Source organism: Vibrio penaeicida (assembly GCF_019977755.1).
GTDB classification, from domain to species: domain Bacteria; phylum Pseudomonadota; class Gammaproteobacteria; order Enterobacterales; family Vibrionaceae; genus Vibrio; species Vibrio penaeicida.
Genome location: NZ_AP025146.1, coordinates 191,545 through 206,593 on the forward strand (window position 1 = coordinate 191,545; position 15,049 = coordinate 206,593).

Annotated in this window: 15 protein-coding genes; 13 read left to right on the plus strand and 2 right to left on the minus strand. The window is 41.5% G+C overall.

The genetic code is table 11. The annotated features are described in order from the left end of the window. Positions 1 to 34: 34 nt before the first annotated feature. The 4 genes from LDO37_RS29760 to LDO37_RS29775 are packed head-to-tail and all read left to right on the plus strand — an operon-like array spanning position 35 to position 3,437. Positions 35 to 604 carry a TraE/TraK family type IV conjugative transfer system protein gene (locus tag LDO37_RS29760; RefSeq protein WP_126606144.1) on the plus strand — a complete coding sequence of 190 codons (570 nt, stop codon included), beginning with the start codon at positions 35 to 37 and terminating at the stop codon, positions 602 to 604. Then, positions 594 to 1,364, plus strand: a complete 771-nt coding sequence (locus LDO37_RS29765; RefSeq protein ID WP_126606145.1) for a hypothetical protein — start codon at positions 594 to 596, stop codon at positions 1,362 to 1,364. The genes LDO37_RS29760 and LDO37_RS29765 overlap by 11 nt, the downstream gene beginning before the upstream one ends. Next, positions 1,361 to 2,779 (plus strand): TraB/VirB10 family protein, encoded by a 1,419-nt coding sequence (locus LDO37_RS29770; protein ID WP_126606146.1) that lies wholly within the window; start codon positions 1,361 to 1,363, stop codon positions 2,777 to 2,779. Before LDO37_RS29765 ends, LDO37_RS29770 begins: the two co-directional genes overlap by 4 nt. A gap of 4 nt (positions 2,780 to 2,783) precedes the next feature. Then, entirely contained in the window at positions 2,784 to 3,437 is a 654-nt protein-coding gene (locus tag LDO37_RS29775; protein ID WP_126606147.1) for a hypothetical protein, read from the plus strand. 68 nt (positions 3,438 to 3,505) lie between these two features. Here LDO37_RS29775 and LDO37_RS29780 read toward each other — a convergent pair whose 3' ends face one another. Next, on the minus strand, positions 3,506 to 4,585 hold the full coding sequence (locus LDO37_RS29780) for a DUF7146 domain-containing protein (protein ID WP_126606148.1): 1,080 nt from the start codon (positions 4,583 to 4,585) through the stop codon (positions 3,506 to 3,508). After that, positions 4,582 to 5,475: a hypothetical protein gene (locus LDO37_RS29785; protein WP_126606149.1), complete on the minus strand. Its 894-nt coding sequence runs from the start codon at positions 5,473 to 5,475 to the stop codon at positions 4,582 to 4,584. The genes LDO37_RS29780 and LDO37_RS29785 overlap by 4 nt, the downstream gene beginning before the upstream one ends. Before the next feature lie 260 nt (positions 5,476 to 5,735). Here LDO37_RS29785 and LDO37_RS29790 point away from each other — a divergent pair, with 260 nt between their 5' ends. The 9 genes from LDO37_RS29790 (at position 5,736) to LDO37_RS29830 (ending at position 15,036) form a co-directional block, all read left to right on the plus strand. Continuing rightward, positions 5,736 to 7,328: a hypothetical protein gene (locus LDO37_RS29790; RefSeq protein WP_126606150.1), complete on the plus strand. Its 1,593-nt coding sequence runs from the start codon at positions 5,736 to 5,738 to the stop codon at positions 7,326 to 7,328. After that, positions 7,291 to 7,563, plus strand: a complete 273-nt coding sequence (locus LDO37_RS29795) for a hypothetical protein (RefSeq protein ID WP_126606151.1) — start codon at positions 7,291 to 7,293, stop codon at positions 7,561 to 7,563. Before LDO37_RS29790 ends, LDO37_RS29795 begins: the two co-directional genes overlap by 38 nt. After that, positions 7,560 to 8,057, plus strand: a complete 498-nt coding sequence (locus tag LDO37_RS29800) for a hypothetical protein (protein WP_126606152.1) — start codon at positions 7,560 to 7,562, stop codon at positions 8,055 to 8,057. Before LDO37_RS29795 ends, LDO37_RS29800 begins: the two co-directional genes overlap by 4 nt. Before the next feature lie 166 nt (positions 8,058 to 8,223). Further along, positions 8,224 to 9,564, plus strand: coding sequence for a hypothetical protein (locus LDO37_RS29805; protein WP_126606153.1), 1,341 nt, complete (start codon positions 8,224 to 8,226; stop codon positions 9,562 to 9,564). A 10-nt stretch (positions 9,565 to 9,574) separates the two neighbouring features. Continuing rightward, a complete protein-coding gene (locus LDO37_RS29810; protein ID WP_126606154.1) occupies positions 9,575 to 10,480 on the plus strand; it encodes a PD-(D/E)XK nuclease family protein in 906 nt (301 codons plus the stop codon). An 84-nt stretch (positions 10,481 to 10,564) separates the two neighbouring features. Further along, positions 10,565 to 11,560 carry an AAA family ATPase gene (locus tag LDO37_RS29815; protein WP_126606155.1) on the plus strand — a complete coding sequence of 332 codons (996 nt, stop codon included), beginning with the start codon at positions 10,565 to 10,567 and terminating at the stop codon, positions 11,558 to 11,560. Beyond that, positions 11,557 to 12,153, plus strand: a complete 597-nt coding sequence (locus LDO37_RS29820; protein WP_126606156.1) for a hypothetical protein — start codon at positions 11,557 to 11,559, stop codon at positions 12,151 to 12,153. The genes LDO37_RS29815 and LDO37_RS29820 overlap by 4 nt, the downstream gene beginning before the upstream one ends. A 77-nt stretch (positions 12,154 to 12,230) precedes the next feature. Continuing rightward, on the plus strand, positions 12,231 to 13,280 hold the full coding sequence (locus tag LDO37_RS29825; protein ID WP_126606157.1) for a DUF3150 domain-containing protein: 1,050 nt from the start codon (positions 12,231 to 12,233) through the stop codon (positions 13,278 to 13,280). Positions 13,281 to 13,353: 73 nt separating this feature from the next. Further along, positions 13,354 to 15,036 carry a vWA domain-containing protein gene (locus LDO37_RS29830; RefSeq protein WP_126606158.1) on the plus strand — a complete coding sequence of 561 codons (1,683 nt, stop codon included), beginning with the start codon at positions 13,354 to 13,356 and terminating at the stop codon, positions 15,034 to 15,036. Positions 15,037 to 15,049 lie beyond the last annotated feature (13 nt).

The window sequence follows — 15,049 nt, forward strand, 5'->3', positions numbered from 1 at the left end:
TTAGCCATACGAACACTGAAATCGGAGTATCGTTATGTTCTTAAATCGATGGCTTCGAGATCGCAATGATGCGCTTTCGATAGCTAACAAGGTTACGACCGTGATTGTAATTCAGACAATATTGCTTGGTGGCGCAATACTGTCAGCTTCACGGAATCATGACCGAATTGTTCTAACACCACCTTATCTTGATGAACGGGTCACCATGTCATACGACGCCGCAGCATCGGGATTTCATAAAAAATATGCCCTCTATGCTGCTGTGTTAATGGGCAACATTACCCCTCGTAGTGTCTCTGTCATTGTTGACAGCCTTGGAGACATGTTCGAACCCCAACTCTACGCAAAGCTCCGAAGTAACTTATTCGCTCAGGCAAAAGAGCTGCGCTCCAAACAAAGCTCTATTCGATTCGTCCCGGACAAGATTGTTTATGACGTGAACACGGGCAAAACCTTCATTAGCGGTGAACAAACAATTATTGCTGCATCAACTTCAGAAAAAACCCGGAGAGTTACTTATGAATTCCGAATCAAGATTGACAACTATCAGCCAAGCATTTCTTACTTCGACTTCTATGCTGACGAAGACCGTCTTGAGTCTTAGTATCGTTTTGGCTTCGGGAAATGCAATTGCACAGAAAAGCATTACTGAAAAACAAATCCAGAACCCTACACAAATGACCGACGTTTTAATCGACAGTGGTCGAACAGAAGTCGTCGTTGCAAGCTGGCATGATATGAACGTCATCCACACTCCATTCACGAACCCGAAGCTAATTAAGGACGTGGATATCGAGTTTACGGTTGACGGTAGTAGCGTCTACTTTCGACCGGATGAAAAGTCCAAACCCTTTGGTCTCTTCATTAGTGAAAGGGATGACGAAAAATCACCGAAACTCAAGCTCAACATCATATCAACAGATCTCCCAGTCGGCGCGCAGCTGAACCTAGTGCTTAACGATGATGAATGGGAGCTTGATCAAGTAGTCAATGAAACTGGTCGCCCTGATGAATACATTGAACCCATGCTTAAAGCGTTTGAGCAGTTAGGTAAGCATTTTCCGAATGTACCACCAGGTATGAAGTCTATCGATGTTTTGGATAACGAGCCCAAGTTCTACGGCAATACACTTCTTATCCTTGAAAAACGTATCCGAACCCCTCTGTTCGTCATCGACCAGTACACAGCCTCTAACAGAGCCAATGTTCCAGTCACTCTTTCTGCTGATGATTTTTTGTCAGCTGGCGCAGACGAAACCACGGACATATCTGAGTCCGTAAACAACGCTGTGTCTTTTTACCCGAAAAAGTCTCTGAACCCCGGCGAATCGACCAATGTGTTTTTGATGAGGGCTAGAAAATGAGTTTAAAAGAAAAATACAATCAACTAGACAATAAATCTCGCACCTATGTTCTTTGGGGTGGTATTGGCATGGGGATTTTGGCTGTTCTCTTCTTACTCAAGCCAGAAAAGGAAGAGGTCGTTCAGCCAGTTCAACAAAACCTTGAAGTGACACCGTTCATGGCTTCGGCTGATGACGTCGATATTGAATCCTTAAATGTTCGACAACAAAGTACGGAGCGCGATGTACGAAACATTCAAGCTGGCGTTACCCAAGTGAACAAGAAGTTGACTGAAATTGAGTCAATGCTAAGTTCAGAAGACCGACTACAGACCGCCCCTGAAATCCTGTATGAGCTACAACGAAAAAACAATCAACGCGATCAGCAGATTGAAGAGTTACGTCAATTGATCGTTGAACAACAGTCAGTAGTGGTAGTGCCCGAAACAACGGTTGTGACTGATACAGATCTTGAAGCTGATTCACTCGATTTCATTGATGAAACCGATGCGGCGACTGAAGATGACAGTGACACTTTCAACTTCGATCAGACTCCAGGTCAAAATCAGCCGACATTGCATGACAATCAAAGCGCGTACTCCAACCTTCCGACTGACCCACTAGAACTCCTCAGACAAAGCCACAAGGAAGCTGAGACATCCGATTCACTCAGTAACGACAATATGTACATTACCGATGAACCGGAACCTCCTTATAGCAATAATGGCTTTGAAAATGGCCAGGTTCAGCCAACAAAAAGAACGATTTCAATCATTCAATCATCTAAGCCACCAGCGCCCAAGAAAAGTAATGAGCCGGAATTTGTTGGTAAGCGAATTAACGCGGGATCACTTGTACCCCTTACACTTCTTACCGGTGTCGATGCTCCTACAGGTAAACGTGCTGCAGATAAGCTTACAGCAACGTTTGTAATTACTGGGGAAGCTCGATTACCAGACGGCACAGAGCTTAATTTAGATCCTTGTCGTGTATTAAGTGATGTACAAGCTCATAAAACCGAAGCGCGTGCTTACTTTAGACCTTACAAACTATCTTGTAAGTTTGAATTTGGTGACTTAGATATGCCTCTTACTGGTTCTATTAGTGGTCCAGATGGTGCACTCGGAATAAAAGGGCATTTGGTTAACCCTGCAGGCAAAGCCGTACTCTTCTCTACGATGACATCAGGTATCGACCTTGCTGCAGCCTGGTTAGATAGTGAGATTGATACGATTGAATTGGCTGGTGGGGATACGCTTAATTCTGGTGGCGGCGCAGTTGCATCAAGCACAGCTCCACTTCGTGAATACTACTTAGAAGAAGCAAAAGAGCTTCAACCATATGTACAAGTCCGCCCTCTCGTGAAAGCTTCAATGGTTGTCTTAGACACTTTGACATTAGAGCTGCTCGAAAAGGCCCAAAAAGGAAAAGGATAATCAAATGAAGATACTCATTCTTATCTCTAGCATCCTTTTTAGCTCGCACTTATGGGCAAATAAGGACAAATTGATGCCATCAGAGATTCTATTGCTCAATCAAATTGCCTACCCAAGTCTTGGGCTTGAAGTGATAAACATTGACGATGAAGGCTTGTTAATGCGGTCAGATAACTCGCGCTTTTTTGTTAAAGGCGTAGTGTCTGACCTTTGGGACGGCGTGAATGAACCCTTAATGCCTCAACCTGATATACCAGATATTCCTGACCCATTAAGTGCTCGTGATTATGCGATGGTTTATGGTGAAGGTGATCAATTTATCAGGCTGTTCCTAACGCCTAGCTGCAAAGGATGTATGATTTCACTAGATACGCTCAGCTACATCTTTGACCCTTTCAAACATCGAATTGAACTGGTTTGGCTGTTTAATAATGGCGAAGATAAGAAAACGGTACAGCACCTACTTTGCCGCTCCCCAGAGCTAAAAGATATTGGCGCCGTTATTAGTGAATCCTTGAACGCGAGTGATGCGCCTTGCTTCGACCACCGTTTAGCCATAGGTGACCTCCTAGCAAGACAGCAAAAGGTTTACGCACTGCCCTACTACACAACCCAATCAGGCCATTTCATTCAACCAATCACTTCTAACCCGTTTTAATGGTACGCTGTACTTATTTGAGCAAAAAAAAAGGCCAGACAAAATGTTTGGCTTTTTTTAATTACGTATCATATCTCAAATCCACATTGTTCAAATTCATGAACAGTGAATTGACCTCTTTTATGACCATCAAGCAAATCAAGAAAGTCTAAAGACTTCTCTCCATCTACATAAAGGCGCTCAGGAGGTAGATAAATATCTACATCAACTTTAGGGCGTTTGATACTAAGGTCAGCATGCTTTGTGACTACAACCTTTTGGCCAGTGCCAGAACGGTCATAGTCTCCATACAGCTCGAAGCGTTTACAACATTTAGGCGGTTCGAATCGGTTGATTCCGTTTGCTGTTAATGTGGAAAACACGTTTCGACCAAGCTCGATTAACGCTAATGCGGTTTCCGGGCCTTCTGCAACACCAACGGTTTCATCGTAACGACCGAAAGGAATGCAATAACCTTCTTCTGCCATTTGACCTTTGGTTAAGGTCGGGCAGCCACGTTTAGCTTGAGGAACTTTTGCTTTACCTTGAACTGGATCTAAGTAAATTTTCCACCAGTTTATGTGTTGGCCATTCTCATTGAAGACCTTAAACGCAAGAACTGGAAATTCACCTTTGGTGATAACGCCATCCGTTTTGTCATAGAAGCTAACACGAGGAACAAAATACGTTGTCTCATGCATTGCGTTTATGACATTACGGTTGTTAACGTCTATACCACGATCACTTAGATACCTAAGTCCAAGAGCGGATCTGGCATCGAAAATTTCAATTGAATTATCACTAATGTAATCAAATTCTTTTCGTGCAAAATCGCGCTCTACAGGTACTGCTTGCTGATCAACACTAACATCGTACTTCGACGCTAATTCTTCAATTTTCTTGAGTAGTTTCCTACCTTTGAGTTGAGAAAAAGCGTCAGCAACGCGAACACCATTAAACAAACTGGTATCGCATTTTCGACATTTCAGAGCGTGATCAGCTTCTTTCTTTGGAACCATGTACAAATCGGGTTTCCCACAATTTGGACAAACACCATTGGGTTCCAAAATATCTCTGTGGTAACAAGTGTCAACAATCTCTTTCAAGATTGATGGCCATTTACCACGAGCAAGATCAGTAACAGACTTGGCATAATCGACATAACTCATGCTGTAGCTCCTAGTGAATTGCGGTTAGCAAAATGACTAGCAAGTTCTTCATGAATGTCTTTTTTCACTAAGCCCTCTAAACCATTACTCTCATCAACCGAAGTTGATTCGTCTGAATCGTTAATATCGTCCATTGCTGGGGATACCATGCGTTCCATAACTGGTTGAGGTTTATACATCTTAACTTTAGCCAAATCAGCTTCAGTTAAGTCAGGGTGAGTGACCGATAAAGCATCAGAAACTTTTTGAGCAGCTTCGTTGCGAATTTCAGAGTCATCCTTTACAGAGACAAACTGATAATCAGCAGCAATAACAGCTTCAGCTTCTTCTGCAGTCATTTTACCTTTAAGAATTAGCTCCAAAATTTGGCGCTCCATCTTAATGGCTGTTGCAAAACGTTCTTCACAAGATCGCTTGTGTAGAGCCGTTTTTTCTTGCTCAAGGTTACGGTGCATATGAGTGATTTCACGTTGAAGATCCTGATTAACAGAAGTCTTATGGCGTTCAATATCACGATGCAAAGCAGTTTTTTCCTGCTCCATTTCTTGACGCATCTTGAGTCGGCTTTTTTCATCTTCAAGTTCATGCTCTTTCTCTGTAATAGAGCGAGCTTTGAACTGACTAATAAAAGCAACAACGATGAAAAGGACAAAACCAAAGCCAATAAACATTAGCATAGCGTCCTCTCGATGAGCATCAATTGATGATGCGTGTTGAGAAGCCAATGACTGTTGAATCATTTGAAGTTGCAAAGCTTCAGATTGTTCGTAAGTCAGTTGGTTCGATTGAACTGCTGCTGCAAATTCAGCATCAACTTTTTTCTTCCACGCAAGGTCACGTAGGGTTTGCTCATGGTTACGCAAATCTTGCGTATGTTGTAATAGAGACATGATGTACTCTCCTAAAAATTGTGCAAAAGCACATTGGGTAATAGCCTAAAGCGGCGGGTTAAACACTCGGAGAGACTGTGCTCATACGAATGAATAGCGCTGCTCGCAACACATTCGTATGATCACAAGAATGAGTGCGCTGACAATTTTTAGGAGGTGAAGTGGAACTTCACTAGTTCGGTGGGTTAATTAAACTATAACAGCGAACAAAAATTGAGCAAGGGGTTTTCGCTAGTAATCATTAAACAGGAGATCAATCTATGTTTCGATTACTTTGCTTTTTCCTCATTGCTATTAGTGCAAGGGTACACGCCGAGGAATTACTGAGAGCTCAACATACCCTTTTACCTTTTCCGACAACAATCACATTGTTTACTTCAGTGGATGAACCGGCTTCACTCATGGTGAAAAAACCTAGAAGTGAATCGTTCGAGTTTGTTACTACGGTTTCCCCATTATCAAAGTATCAATACTATGAACCGTCAAGGTCTGGCAATTACTACTTTCGACTAGTGAGGGAAGGTAAAACTCTTGGCAAAGTTAGAGTTAGAAGTGTATCCAAGCCAACTGCAAACTTCGATTTACCCGATGAACTCTTTACCCACGCTACCTACCCTATTCGTCTGAATACGAATTGTAAGCAATGCAAAGTTTCCGTTCATATTGAGTACATGGATCAAGAGGTATTCAGAACTGATCAGAAAGAATTTCAATTTAAACCCAAGAATGAGGGAGTTTATCAACTGTACGCGGCTGTACTTGTTACTGACCCAGAAACCGGTCTTGATTCGTTACCTTTGTCAGCTGAAAAACGCGTTAGCTTCAATGTGAGAAAGCCGTACTCAATTTCTGCATTTATCAATTATCCAAACAATGCAAAGGCTGGTGACATTCTTAATCTAAGTTTGATTGTTCCTGGTCTTACAAATAACAAAGAGTGCTTTATGAAGGTGGATGGCAAACCACTGTATGGTTGCTCTACACAATTGAACACTTCTGATTGGTCAGGAAAATATAGACTGTATCTTGAAGCTCAAGTGACCTCGAAATACTCATACCACATTCCAACCACTTCGCACCTAGATCTGCGAGATCCGATGATGGACCAAGATTTCATAAACATTGAATATTTGGGCGAAAATAAGTATTTAATCGATACTGAACTCGGTGACCGATTAGAGCTGGAAACAAACGATGAGGCTGCCAAATACACGAAATTTGGCTCTGCCATCCTTCTAGAAAGAAACCTCTTTAGGCACTACATCTTTCGTTCTTACAAAGACAATATTCAGCTTTCCAAGTCTGGCATCTATGAAAAGTCCTCAAAGGATTTGGATATAAACCTTACTGTCAATTCAGACAAAAACTCCTTTATTGCTCCGTTTACGATTGAACTGAACATTGATGTTAGCAAGTTCGACAAAAACAATATCCGCAATGTTGAGCTTTATCATAATGACAAGCCTTTACTTGTAAGACGTTCAAGAATTGCCTATCAAATTTCAGAGGCGGGTAACCACGAATTTGATTTAGTCCTAACCACAAAACAAGGCATAAAGTTCAGAGATTCTGAAAAAATCTTTGTAGAAGGTAACGTTAAACCCACATGCGAAATTCAAACAAACCTAGAAGATGGTTATTTCAATGCTCGCTGTCAGGATGCCGATGGCTTCATTCAATCTGTCGAGTGGTTTGTTAATGGACACAGTGTTTCCAACAGAAGAAAGCTATCAATACCTTCGAGTCGATTCGGAATTCCGCCAATAATTCGATTTGAAGTTATCGACAACTTAAACGCAATCAGGAACTACACCTATGAACATGAAAAGATCAAGTGGACGAAAGAACCGTAAGTACTTAACCCCTAAAAACCAAAAAGTACCGTTCAAAAAGTTGGTTTCTGTCACCTCAATCGCCAATGAACTGGCAGGAATCCAATACCACAATGACCAAGAAAACCAGATGGCCATCAAAGAAGGAAATAGAGTGCATTTGGTACATACACTCCACAATGATGTTTTGGCCATCGTTCTGCTACTGATTGTGTTTGCGGTTTTCTCTGTAATTATTTTGAAGGTGATCTCATGACCAATTCGAATCTAACTGACTTTGTTCTTTGGCTTGAGTCGTTATTGCTGACGGAACAATTTGTGCTTTTCTTAATGGGGTTATCTTTGGCAATCGGACTTTATAATCATTTTCATATAAGGCTTAAGTATCGGGCGCCCTTATTATCGAAAATAGTCATAAAAGATGTTGGCCTTATCAAAAAGAAAAAGTATCTCGTTGACGGAAATGTGGTCGGTTGCCCTGACCTCCTTTTTGTCAGTTTTTTGCGAGTGACAGTTATAGAGCTCAAATCGCGCAACTATTACACCAGTGAAGACCAAATTACTTGCCGCCGAAGTGAAAAGGAGCGTATCCAAGCACTGATCTATGGCGGCATGGCTTCAAAGATTTTTCGAAAAAAAGTGGACGTTAGAATCCAATACCGAAACATGCAGCGAGTGATTGATGTTGATATTAATGAATATAATCAATGCCTTAAAGAATACAGAATAAAAAATAGACAAAATAAATGACAAGCAATCATCTCTTAGATTATGATTGTATTAACCCGCCGTTTCTCGTGGCAACTATCGTACCCATATACGACTTACCAACAAATGCCCTGCCAAGGGTGTTTTTTCATATCTCCAGTTTTTTTACCCACGCATACCGCGTTATTAACTGAAATGGAGAAAACCCATGTACGAGAAACTAAATACTGAAACTAATACCATCGAGTCTGTTTTAAATATTCACGAACGTTACTGGACTTTCTTTGAAAAGTTTCCAATGACTGAATATTTAATCGACTTTGATTTCAGTTCTCAAGATCTTAAGAACGATGTAACTATCCTTCTTTGCACAGCCAAACTTATTGACCGCAAAGATGATAAAGTTCTTCTGAAGACAACTAGCAGTCTCAACATCACTATCGAGCACGCTTGGCAGTATGTTGAATCTTACGCAGCAGCAAGACTTTTTAATCGTCTAGGTATTCAAGATATCCTTGATAGAAAACCTGCCGATAAAGAGAGCCTTAAGCAGCTTGCTTCAAAACCTAACCAAAAAACTTCCTCCCCAAAAACCACCCCGAACGTTGATGAAAATGTTGGCTTAAATTTACCTGAGATTGGTGAGCTTATTCCAAATGAAGTTAACGAGCCTGGCAATGTCGAGAGTAAGGCAGAATCAACAGAACCTACTGACGATTCAGCTCAAGCTTCCACAAATTGCCATACTTCAACAACCCCTGACTTAGAGGCCAATACAGAGAAATCTGTTGATGAAGATTCTCATGTCGAAGGGGCAGCTGAACAAAGTTCAAATTCAGAGAAATCTGTTGACGATAATGTTCAGGTAAAAGCTGAAGCGGAACAAAGTTCAAAATTAGAGAAATCTGATGATGACAATGTTCAAGATAAAGCTGAAGACAGTTCAGAGGTTATTGAATCTGACTTAACACCATCAAGTGGTGACAGTCCTAGTTCAGATGCTGAAGCTAAAAGCGTTGAAACTGATGAACCGGCTATCGAGGAAATAACTGGCCTATCACCTCAACTTGAAGAATCTACAGCGATTCTTGAAGAAGAAATGATGGAAGAGTTAGAAGAAGGCGAAATTTCAGACCTTTCGGAAGAAAGATACGCTGAGCTTGAGCTTGAAGCTATGGAGGAAATGGATTCACAACTTGATGAATCAGATCTTCAAAATGTCTCTATTGCTCTACCTACTGCGGATATGTTTGGCAAAAGTCCTATCGACGATACCGAACCCCAAAGTGAAGAGCCTTCAGAGCAAGTAGAAACTTCATTCGACATGCTAGAAGAACTATCAGCTGAAGAAGACGCAACTGCCTCAATTAACGCTGAGTCGGAACCTGCTTCAAAGGTTAAGTACGATGAAAACAATCACCCTTCAGACGTTCCTGGAACGATTTGGGGCAACGTTGTGGCTGCCGTTAAGGAGCAACACGGAAATGATTGGTTAGCTAACCTTCCAACAAATATGGAAGAAGCAATCGTAGTTCTTCAATCACGTTAAGGAGTGAACCATGAATACTCCTACACTTGATCGACCAATGTCATTCAGCTCTTACCAGTCAATGAACCTATGCGGTAGAAAGTATTACTTGTCATACGTACTTGGCTTACAGAGCAAAAAAATCTCAATCAACCTTGGATTTGGGAAAGTAGTCGACGATCTAACGTCAAACTACCTAGCAAATCTATCAGTGGGTAAGTTTTATGACCCAGTAAAACACCTAGATGATACCTGGCGAAAAGAGGTCTCTTCTAAGTCTGATTGGGATTGGGGCAAACGTTTTAATGAGGAGTCCTTTTACTGGATGGCTCATTCATTCGCAGATCAACTGCCGTACCGTTGGCAAGAAAGTGGTTTTCAAGTGCTTAAAAGTACTGACGGAACCCCCCTTGTTCAATGGCGTGTCTTTCATGACATAGGCGGTATTCGATGTCACTCAGTAATTGATGCCATCGTTTATAACCCTGCAAATGACACTGTTGGCCCACTTGATATCAAAACAACAAGTGCTGTAACACCCGTTGAATGGATGCCTCATTCTGAACAACTGGGTTTCTATGCTAATGCCATTAAAGATGACCCTCGTATTCCTTACGAGAATGTCACTCACGGTGGATTTTGGGAGTTCTTTAAAAGACAACCAAACATTCCGCATAAACCATCAAAATCCAAGCTAAAAGGCCCTACTATTGAGCCCGCGAAGTTTTTTGAATTGGACACAGCAACTTTGTCTGAACTACCTGCTCGATTAAAAGTGACACAGAATCGCATTAATCGACAAGAGTTCATCGGACAACCAAGAATGGCTTTCAATACGCCATGTACTATGTGCGACTTTGCAGAATATTGTCTAAAAGGCGATAAGTCGATTTTGCAAAAACGTCCTTCACGTGTCATCGCACAACAACCCGCATAACCTTTTAAAACCCACCAGCAATAAGCCTCTTTAACAATTACGTTAAGTCGTGAGGCCTTTGCATACTCAAAATTGGAGAAAACCATGAGTGCACTAAAAACTAAAGTTGTAAGACTAACTGACCTACCTGGCTGTTCTATGCTTGATAAGAACATCGAACTAATGGCCTTTGAACCAAATCCACACGCGCTTAAACCTAAGAAGCATTTCGTGATGGACACGCAGCTTTTTGAAGAATCAGCTGATCAAATTGGTCAACGTTTACTAGGTATTACAGATGATGGTCTTCATTACTCTGGCCCCGTTGGATGCGGTAAATCGACAACAGTGCGTCAAATTCTTGCTTACCTAAACTACCCAACGCAAGTTGAAGTAGGTCATGAGGATCTTGAATACGATGCTTTATGTGGACGATTAGACCCAGTAGCCGGTGTAATGGGATTCGTAGACGGACCATTGAAGACTGCTTACGAGAAAGGGCAAGCGTTTCTTTTCGAAGAGCGTGAGAAAGCCCCTGCTCGTACGAATGTCGCGTTGAACACCATCCTAGATGGAGCGCCGATGCACGTCAGTCAAATTGGTCGTGGCCACCGAATAAATAAAGAACATGGCTTCCTATTTATCTCGACTGGTAACGCTGCTGGTGGTGTCGATCTACATGGCAATCACCCGACAGCTCATCAACAGGACACTTCGACTGAAGACCGCTTTGACATTATACAAGTGGATTACTGTAGTCACGGTGTAGAAGCTAAGATGATTAACACATTCAATGCCCCAGACGGCATGGTTGATAATATTGTCGAAGCCGCAAACATTTGTCGTTCTGTTCATGTAAGCACTACACGAGAAAAGCATGCTGATGCACCTGATATCCAATTTACCTTGCCGATCACTTATCGTGGTACGCAACGTATCTTGAGAAATTTGATGTATAAGCGCCCTCGCTTCTCAAACACCAATGAGTTGATAGATAACGTTCTACAATCCAGTCTAAACCTCAAGTCAATCATGCCTGAGGAAGAAACAGCGATCATTGAAGTATTCAAAAGCCAACTTATGAAAAAAGGGGGTTTATGATGGATCTTCATTCACTGTACTTGTTAGACGGAGTTCCACATCTAGTTTCGGAAGATGGATTGATTCACTGGAAAGCTACACCTTTTAGCTATGCCCTGAAACCAATTCAACCCGTTAAACCTGATGTCGAATTTGAAACGAAGAACTTTGTCGGAAAGGTAAGAGTTGAAGAAAATCGAATGATCTGCAAAGGGAACTTCTCTTCAGTGGCTCAGACGCTTTACTTCGAATTTCACGAAGGCAAGTTTGGGACGTTTCTACACATGATGAAGGAGTTAATACCCGAATCATTTGTTTCAGATGAATCGGAGCTTATCTTTTTGGATGGTTCTCGATTATCGCTAAAACACTTACCTTTTTTCCTAAACCAGTTTGATGGCCCTTATGTCTGGCTTTTGCTTTTTAAAGCTCAGAAAGAGGGATTCGCATCAATCACTGACGGAAAAACACAACTAACCCACATTGACCAATTACAGTCACCAATGAAAGAGCAAATTAAAGAGCTCACAGATTTCATTGAACTGTTTGAATTAACCGGTCATGAGTTCAACGGCGTTACTTATTCATTTGAACGCCCAAAACTCTCAATTTAACCCACCCCGAAATAGCCTCTATAACTTCACCGTTATGTCGTGAGGCTTTTCACATTCCAACAATATGGAGAAAACCCATGGAATTATTATTTGTAACTTCGGCTATTTCATTGCCAACGAACGATCGAGTTATTAAAGACACTGAAGAGTTAAGCCGTAAGGATGCTCCTAAGAGTCTTGTTAAAGGTGAAAAAGTAAAAATCTGGCCTGCGCTGAAAGATTGCAGAGACAGCATTGATACAAATTCAAATGCCTACAAAGCAATTGAAGCTATCACCCGAATAACTTCACTTAGAGCAAACGCAAACGCCTGGCTATCAAGCATTTGTTTTCCTACACCTATCGCACGTTGCGTGAACCTTGAACGAAAAGATGAAATCAATGACAAGTTTATAGCTTATGAAAATGAGTTTAAAACCTTGGTAAATGACTTCATTTCCAATTTCGATGAATTGGTAGAGTTCTGGGCTAACCTTTGCGACAACAAGTATGGTCACGATTGGGGTAATCTTGTTCGAAAGTACAAGTTAACCAAAGATAAGCTTAGAGCTAGCTTTAAGTTCAACCTACTCACTTATTCAGTAAGTAGTGAAGATGGGCTTAAAGTAATCGAGGACAATATTTCGGACTATATGTACGAAGGCTTAGTCGCTTACGTGGTTAAGTTTTTTGGCAAGAAAGGTCCAGGTGACAAGGTGCAGACATCGGCTCTAACGACGTTTGAAAATGAGTTAATTGCCTACCTAGAAAGCTATGCTTTTCTGGACTCTCAACTCGATGAGATAAAGAAAAAGGTTCAAGCCATTATGCAAAAGCTATGGCTAAACCATTGGAGCACTTCCTCGAAAAAGACCATGGTTCTTACAAAAGATCACGGCCTTTGGAAAGTTAAAGCGATGCTAGGCAGTCCACAAGCCATTGAAGCGCTAAAAGCTTCAAGTCAACCGGTTAAAGTTAGCTTTGCAAGACCAAAACTATCTGTGACCCAACCGACATCCCCAAATGCTGATCCGGTTATCGTTCCTTCAAAAGAGGATACGAAACCTACTCAGGTTGAAACAATCAATCAACCTATTGCCGAAACACCAATGAATGAAGCGATGAGTCGCTTACGCAATAGCATTTAATTAAACCACTTACATTTCCGTAAGGGAGAACTCCCTTACAGGGACGCCTCCCTTTAATTTTTGGAGACATCCCATGCGAAATTGTAAAAATGCCTTACAAGGTTCAATACAACTGATCCTTACGGCACTTGGCGGCACTTTTGGATATAAAGTTGAGTTTGGCGCTTTTCAAACAGCATCAATCAACTTTAAAGAAAAAAAGTTCTGCTTCCCTCACCTTCCTTTAGAGGTTTCTGAGAAAGATAAGCTACGTCTATTTGGATTTGTTTGGCATGAGCTATCTCATGGCAAATACACCACTCCAGAAGCTCTAGATATAGTGAACCCTCGTGCTTTTTCAATTTTCAACACACTTGAAGACGTATTCATTGAGACAAAGCACAATTCATATAGTGATTACGCAAAAATGCGTATGGAAGCATTAACCGACATCTTAATTGAGGACGGTTTGCTAGGTCAGTCATCACCAGATGATAAGCCTGCTTCCATTTTTACTAGCTTCCTACTCAACTATGGATATGCCTATGTCGTAAAGCATAAAAGTAGTATCCCATTAGCGCAGAATGACGAAAAGGTTTTTGAAGACACCTTCGGGTTACCGCTTCTTATGAAAGTAAAAGCCATCGTTAAATCATGCGCTAATTCGGCCGACTCGTTTGAGAATGCTCGAGCAGCAAACCACTTACTTGAGATTATTCAAGAGGAGGCAAAAGACCGAAGAAAGCAAGCCGAAAAGAAACAAGAAGGCGAGCCTGAAAACGGTCAAGGTCAGCAGAACAAATCCCCTAATTCCAATGGTTCAAACGAACCTAAGAATGAGACTTCACCTTTACCAAAACCCAATGCGGATAATGGTACAGATGATGGGAAGAACGCTGACGGGTCAGGTGGAGAAGGCGCTTCCGGTCACCAAAAGATCGCAGAAGCAATTGAAAACATGCTTAGTGACAAGCAACTAACGGAATCCATGGACATGCGTTCAACGCTGGAAATGAAGAACTTAGATGCAAAGCAAGGCAAAATTTTCAGTTATACACCACCAAACCCACCAAGTATCGGAAGTAATAGAGATATAACCAAATACAAAGTGTTACCGAGCTTAGCTCTACAAGTTAAGCGCTCTTTTGAATCGAAAAACAAACGTCGAATTAGAGCTACAGCAAATGGAACGCGTCTTCATAAGAAGTTTCCAATTGCTATGGCCGTCGGCAGTACATCAATTTTTCGAAACAAAACAGAAACCAAGGCCGTAAACACGCATGTGTCTATTGCCTGGGACACTTCTGGTTCAATGGAAAGTGAAAACCGCTTCATCATCTCGCAGCAAGCCATTATTTCGATGGTTGACGCGTTTGAAAAAACACGTGGTTTAACTTCTTCAGTTTGTGAGTTTAGCGGGAAATACACAAATCCGGTTACAGCTCTAAAACTTGAACACCATAAGCTTGAACAAGTAAAAGGTAACTTCCTCACTCGTGCAGCCGCAGGTACACCAACGGAATACGCACAGTACTGGTGTTTGGAACAGTGTTTGGCTTCAAAAGCTAAACGTAAGATCGTCATCATTATCACCGATGGCAAACCCAACAATTCTGAACACCTACCCACCATGAATAAGCTTTGTGCCCAAGCAGGCATTGAAGTTTATGCACTGGGTCTTAAATGCAGAGATGTCACTAAATACTGGCCTAACAGTATGAACATCAATGATATCAAAGACCTTCCCAATCAAATCAGCAATGTTGTAAAAGCCTAAATGGAGAAAACCG

Excerpts from the sequence above, each read along its gene's own strand:
- LDO37_RS29830 (WP_126606158.1), top strand. The coding sequence starts at position 13,354 with ATGCGAAATTGTAAAAATGCCTTACAAGGTTCAATACAACTGATCCTT.
- LDO37_RS29805 (WP_126606153.1), top strand. The coding sequence starts at position 8,224 with ATGTACGAGAAACTAAATACTGAAACTAATACCATCGAGTCTGTTTTA.
- LDO37_RS29785 (WP_126606149.1), bottom strand. The coding sequence starts at position 5,475 with ATGTCTCTATTACAACATACGCAAGATTTGCGTAACCATGAGCAAACC.
- LDO37_RS29790 (WP_126606150.1), top strand. The coding sequence starts at position 5,736 with ATGTTTCGATTACTTTGCTTTTTCCTCATTGCTATTAGTGCAAGGGTA.
- LDO37_RS29825 (WP_126606157.1), top strand. The coding sequence starts at position 12,231 with ATGGAATTATTATTTGTAACTTCGGCTATTTCATTGCCAACGAACGAT.
- LDO37_RS29760 (WP_126606144.1), top strand. The coding sequence starts at position 35 with ATGTTCTTAAATCGATGGCTTCGAGATCGCAATGATGCGCTTTCGATA.
- LDO37_RS29795 (WP_126606151.1), top strand. The coding sequence starts at position 7,291 with ATGAACATGAAAAGATCAAGTGGACGAAAGAACCGTAAGTACTTAACC.
- LDO37_RS29775 (WP_126606147.1), top strand. The coding sequence starts at position 2,784 with ATGAAGATACTCATTCTTATCTCTAGCATCCTTTTTAGCTCGCACTTA.
- LDO37_RS29800 (WP_126606152.1), top strand. The coding sequence starts at position 7,560 with ATGACCAATTCGAATCTAACTGACTTTGTTCTTTGGCTTGAGTCGTTA.
- LDO37_RS29810 (WP_126606154.1), top strand. The coding sequence starts at position 9,575 with ATGAATACTCCTACACTTGATCGACCAATGTCATTCAGCTCTTACCAG.
- LDO37_RS29815 (WP_126606155.1), top strand. The coding sequence starts at position 10,565 with ATGAGTGCACTAAAAACTAAAGTTGTAAGACTAACTGACCTACCTGGC.
- LDO37_RS29770 (WP_126606146.1), top strand. The coding sequence starts at position 1,361 with ATGAGTTTAAAAGAAAAATACAATCAACTAGACAATAAATCTCGCACC.
- LDO37_RS29780 (WP_126606148.1), bottom strand. The coding sequence starts at position 4,585 with ATGAGTTATGTCGATTATGCCAAGTCTGTTACTGATCTTGCTCGTGGT.
- LDO37_RS29820 (WP_126606156.1), top strand. The coding sequence starts at position 11,557 with ATGATGGATCTTCATTCACTGTACTTGTTAGACGGAGTTCCACATCTA.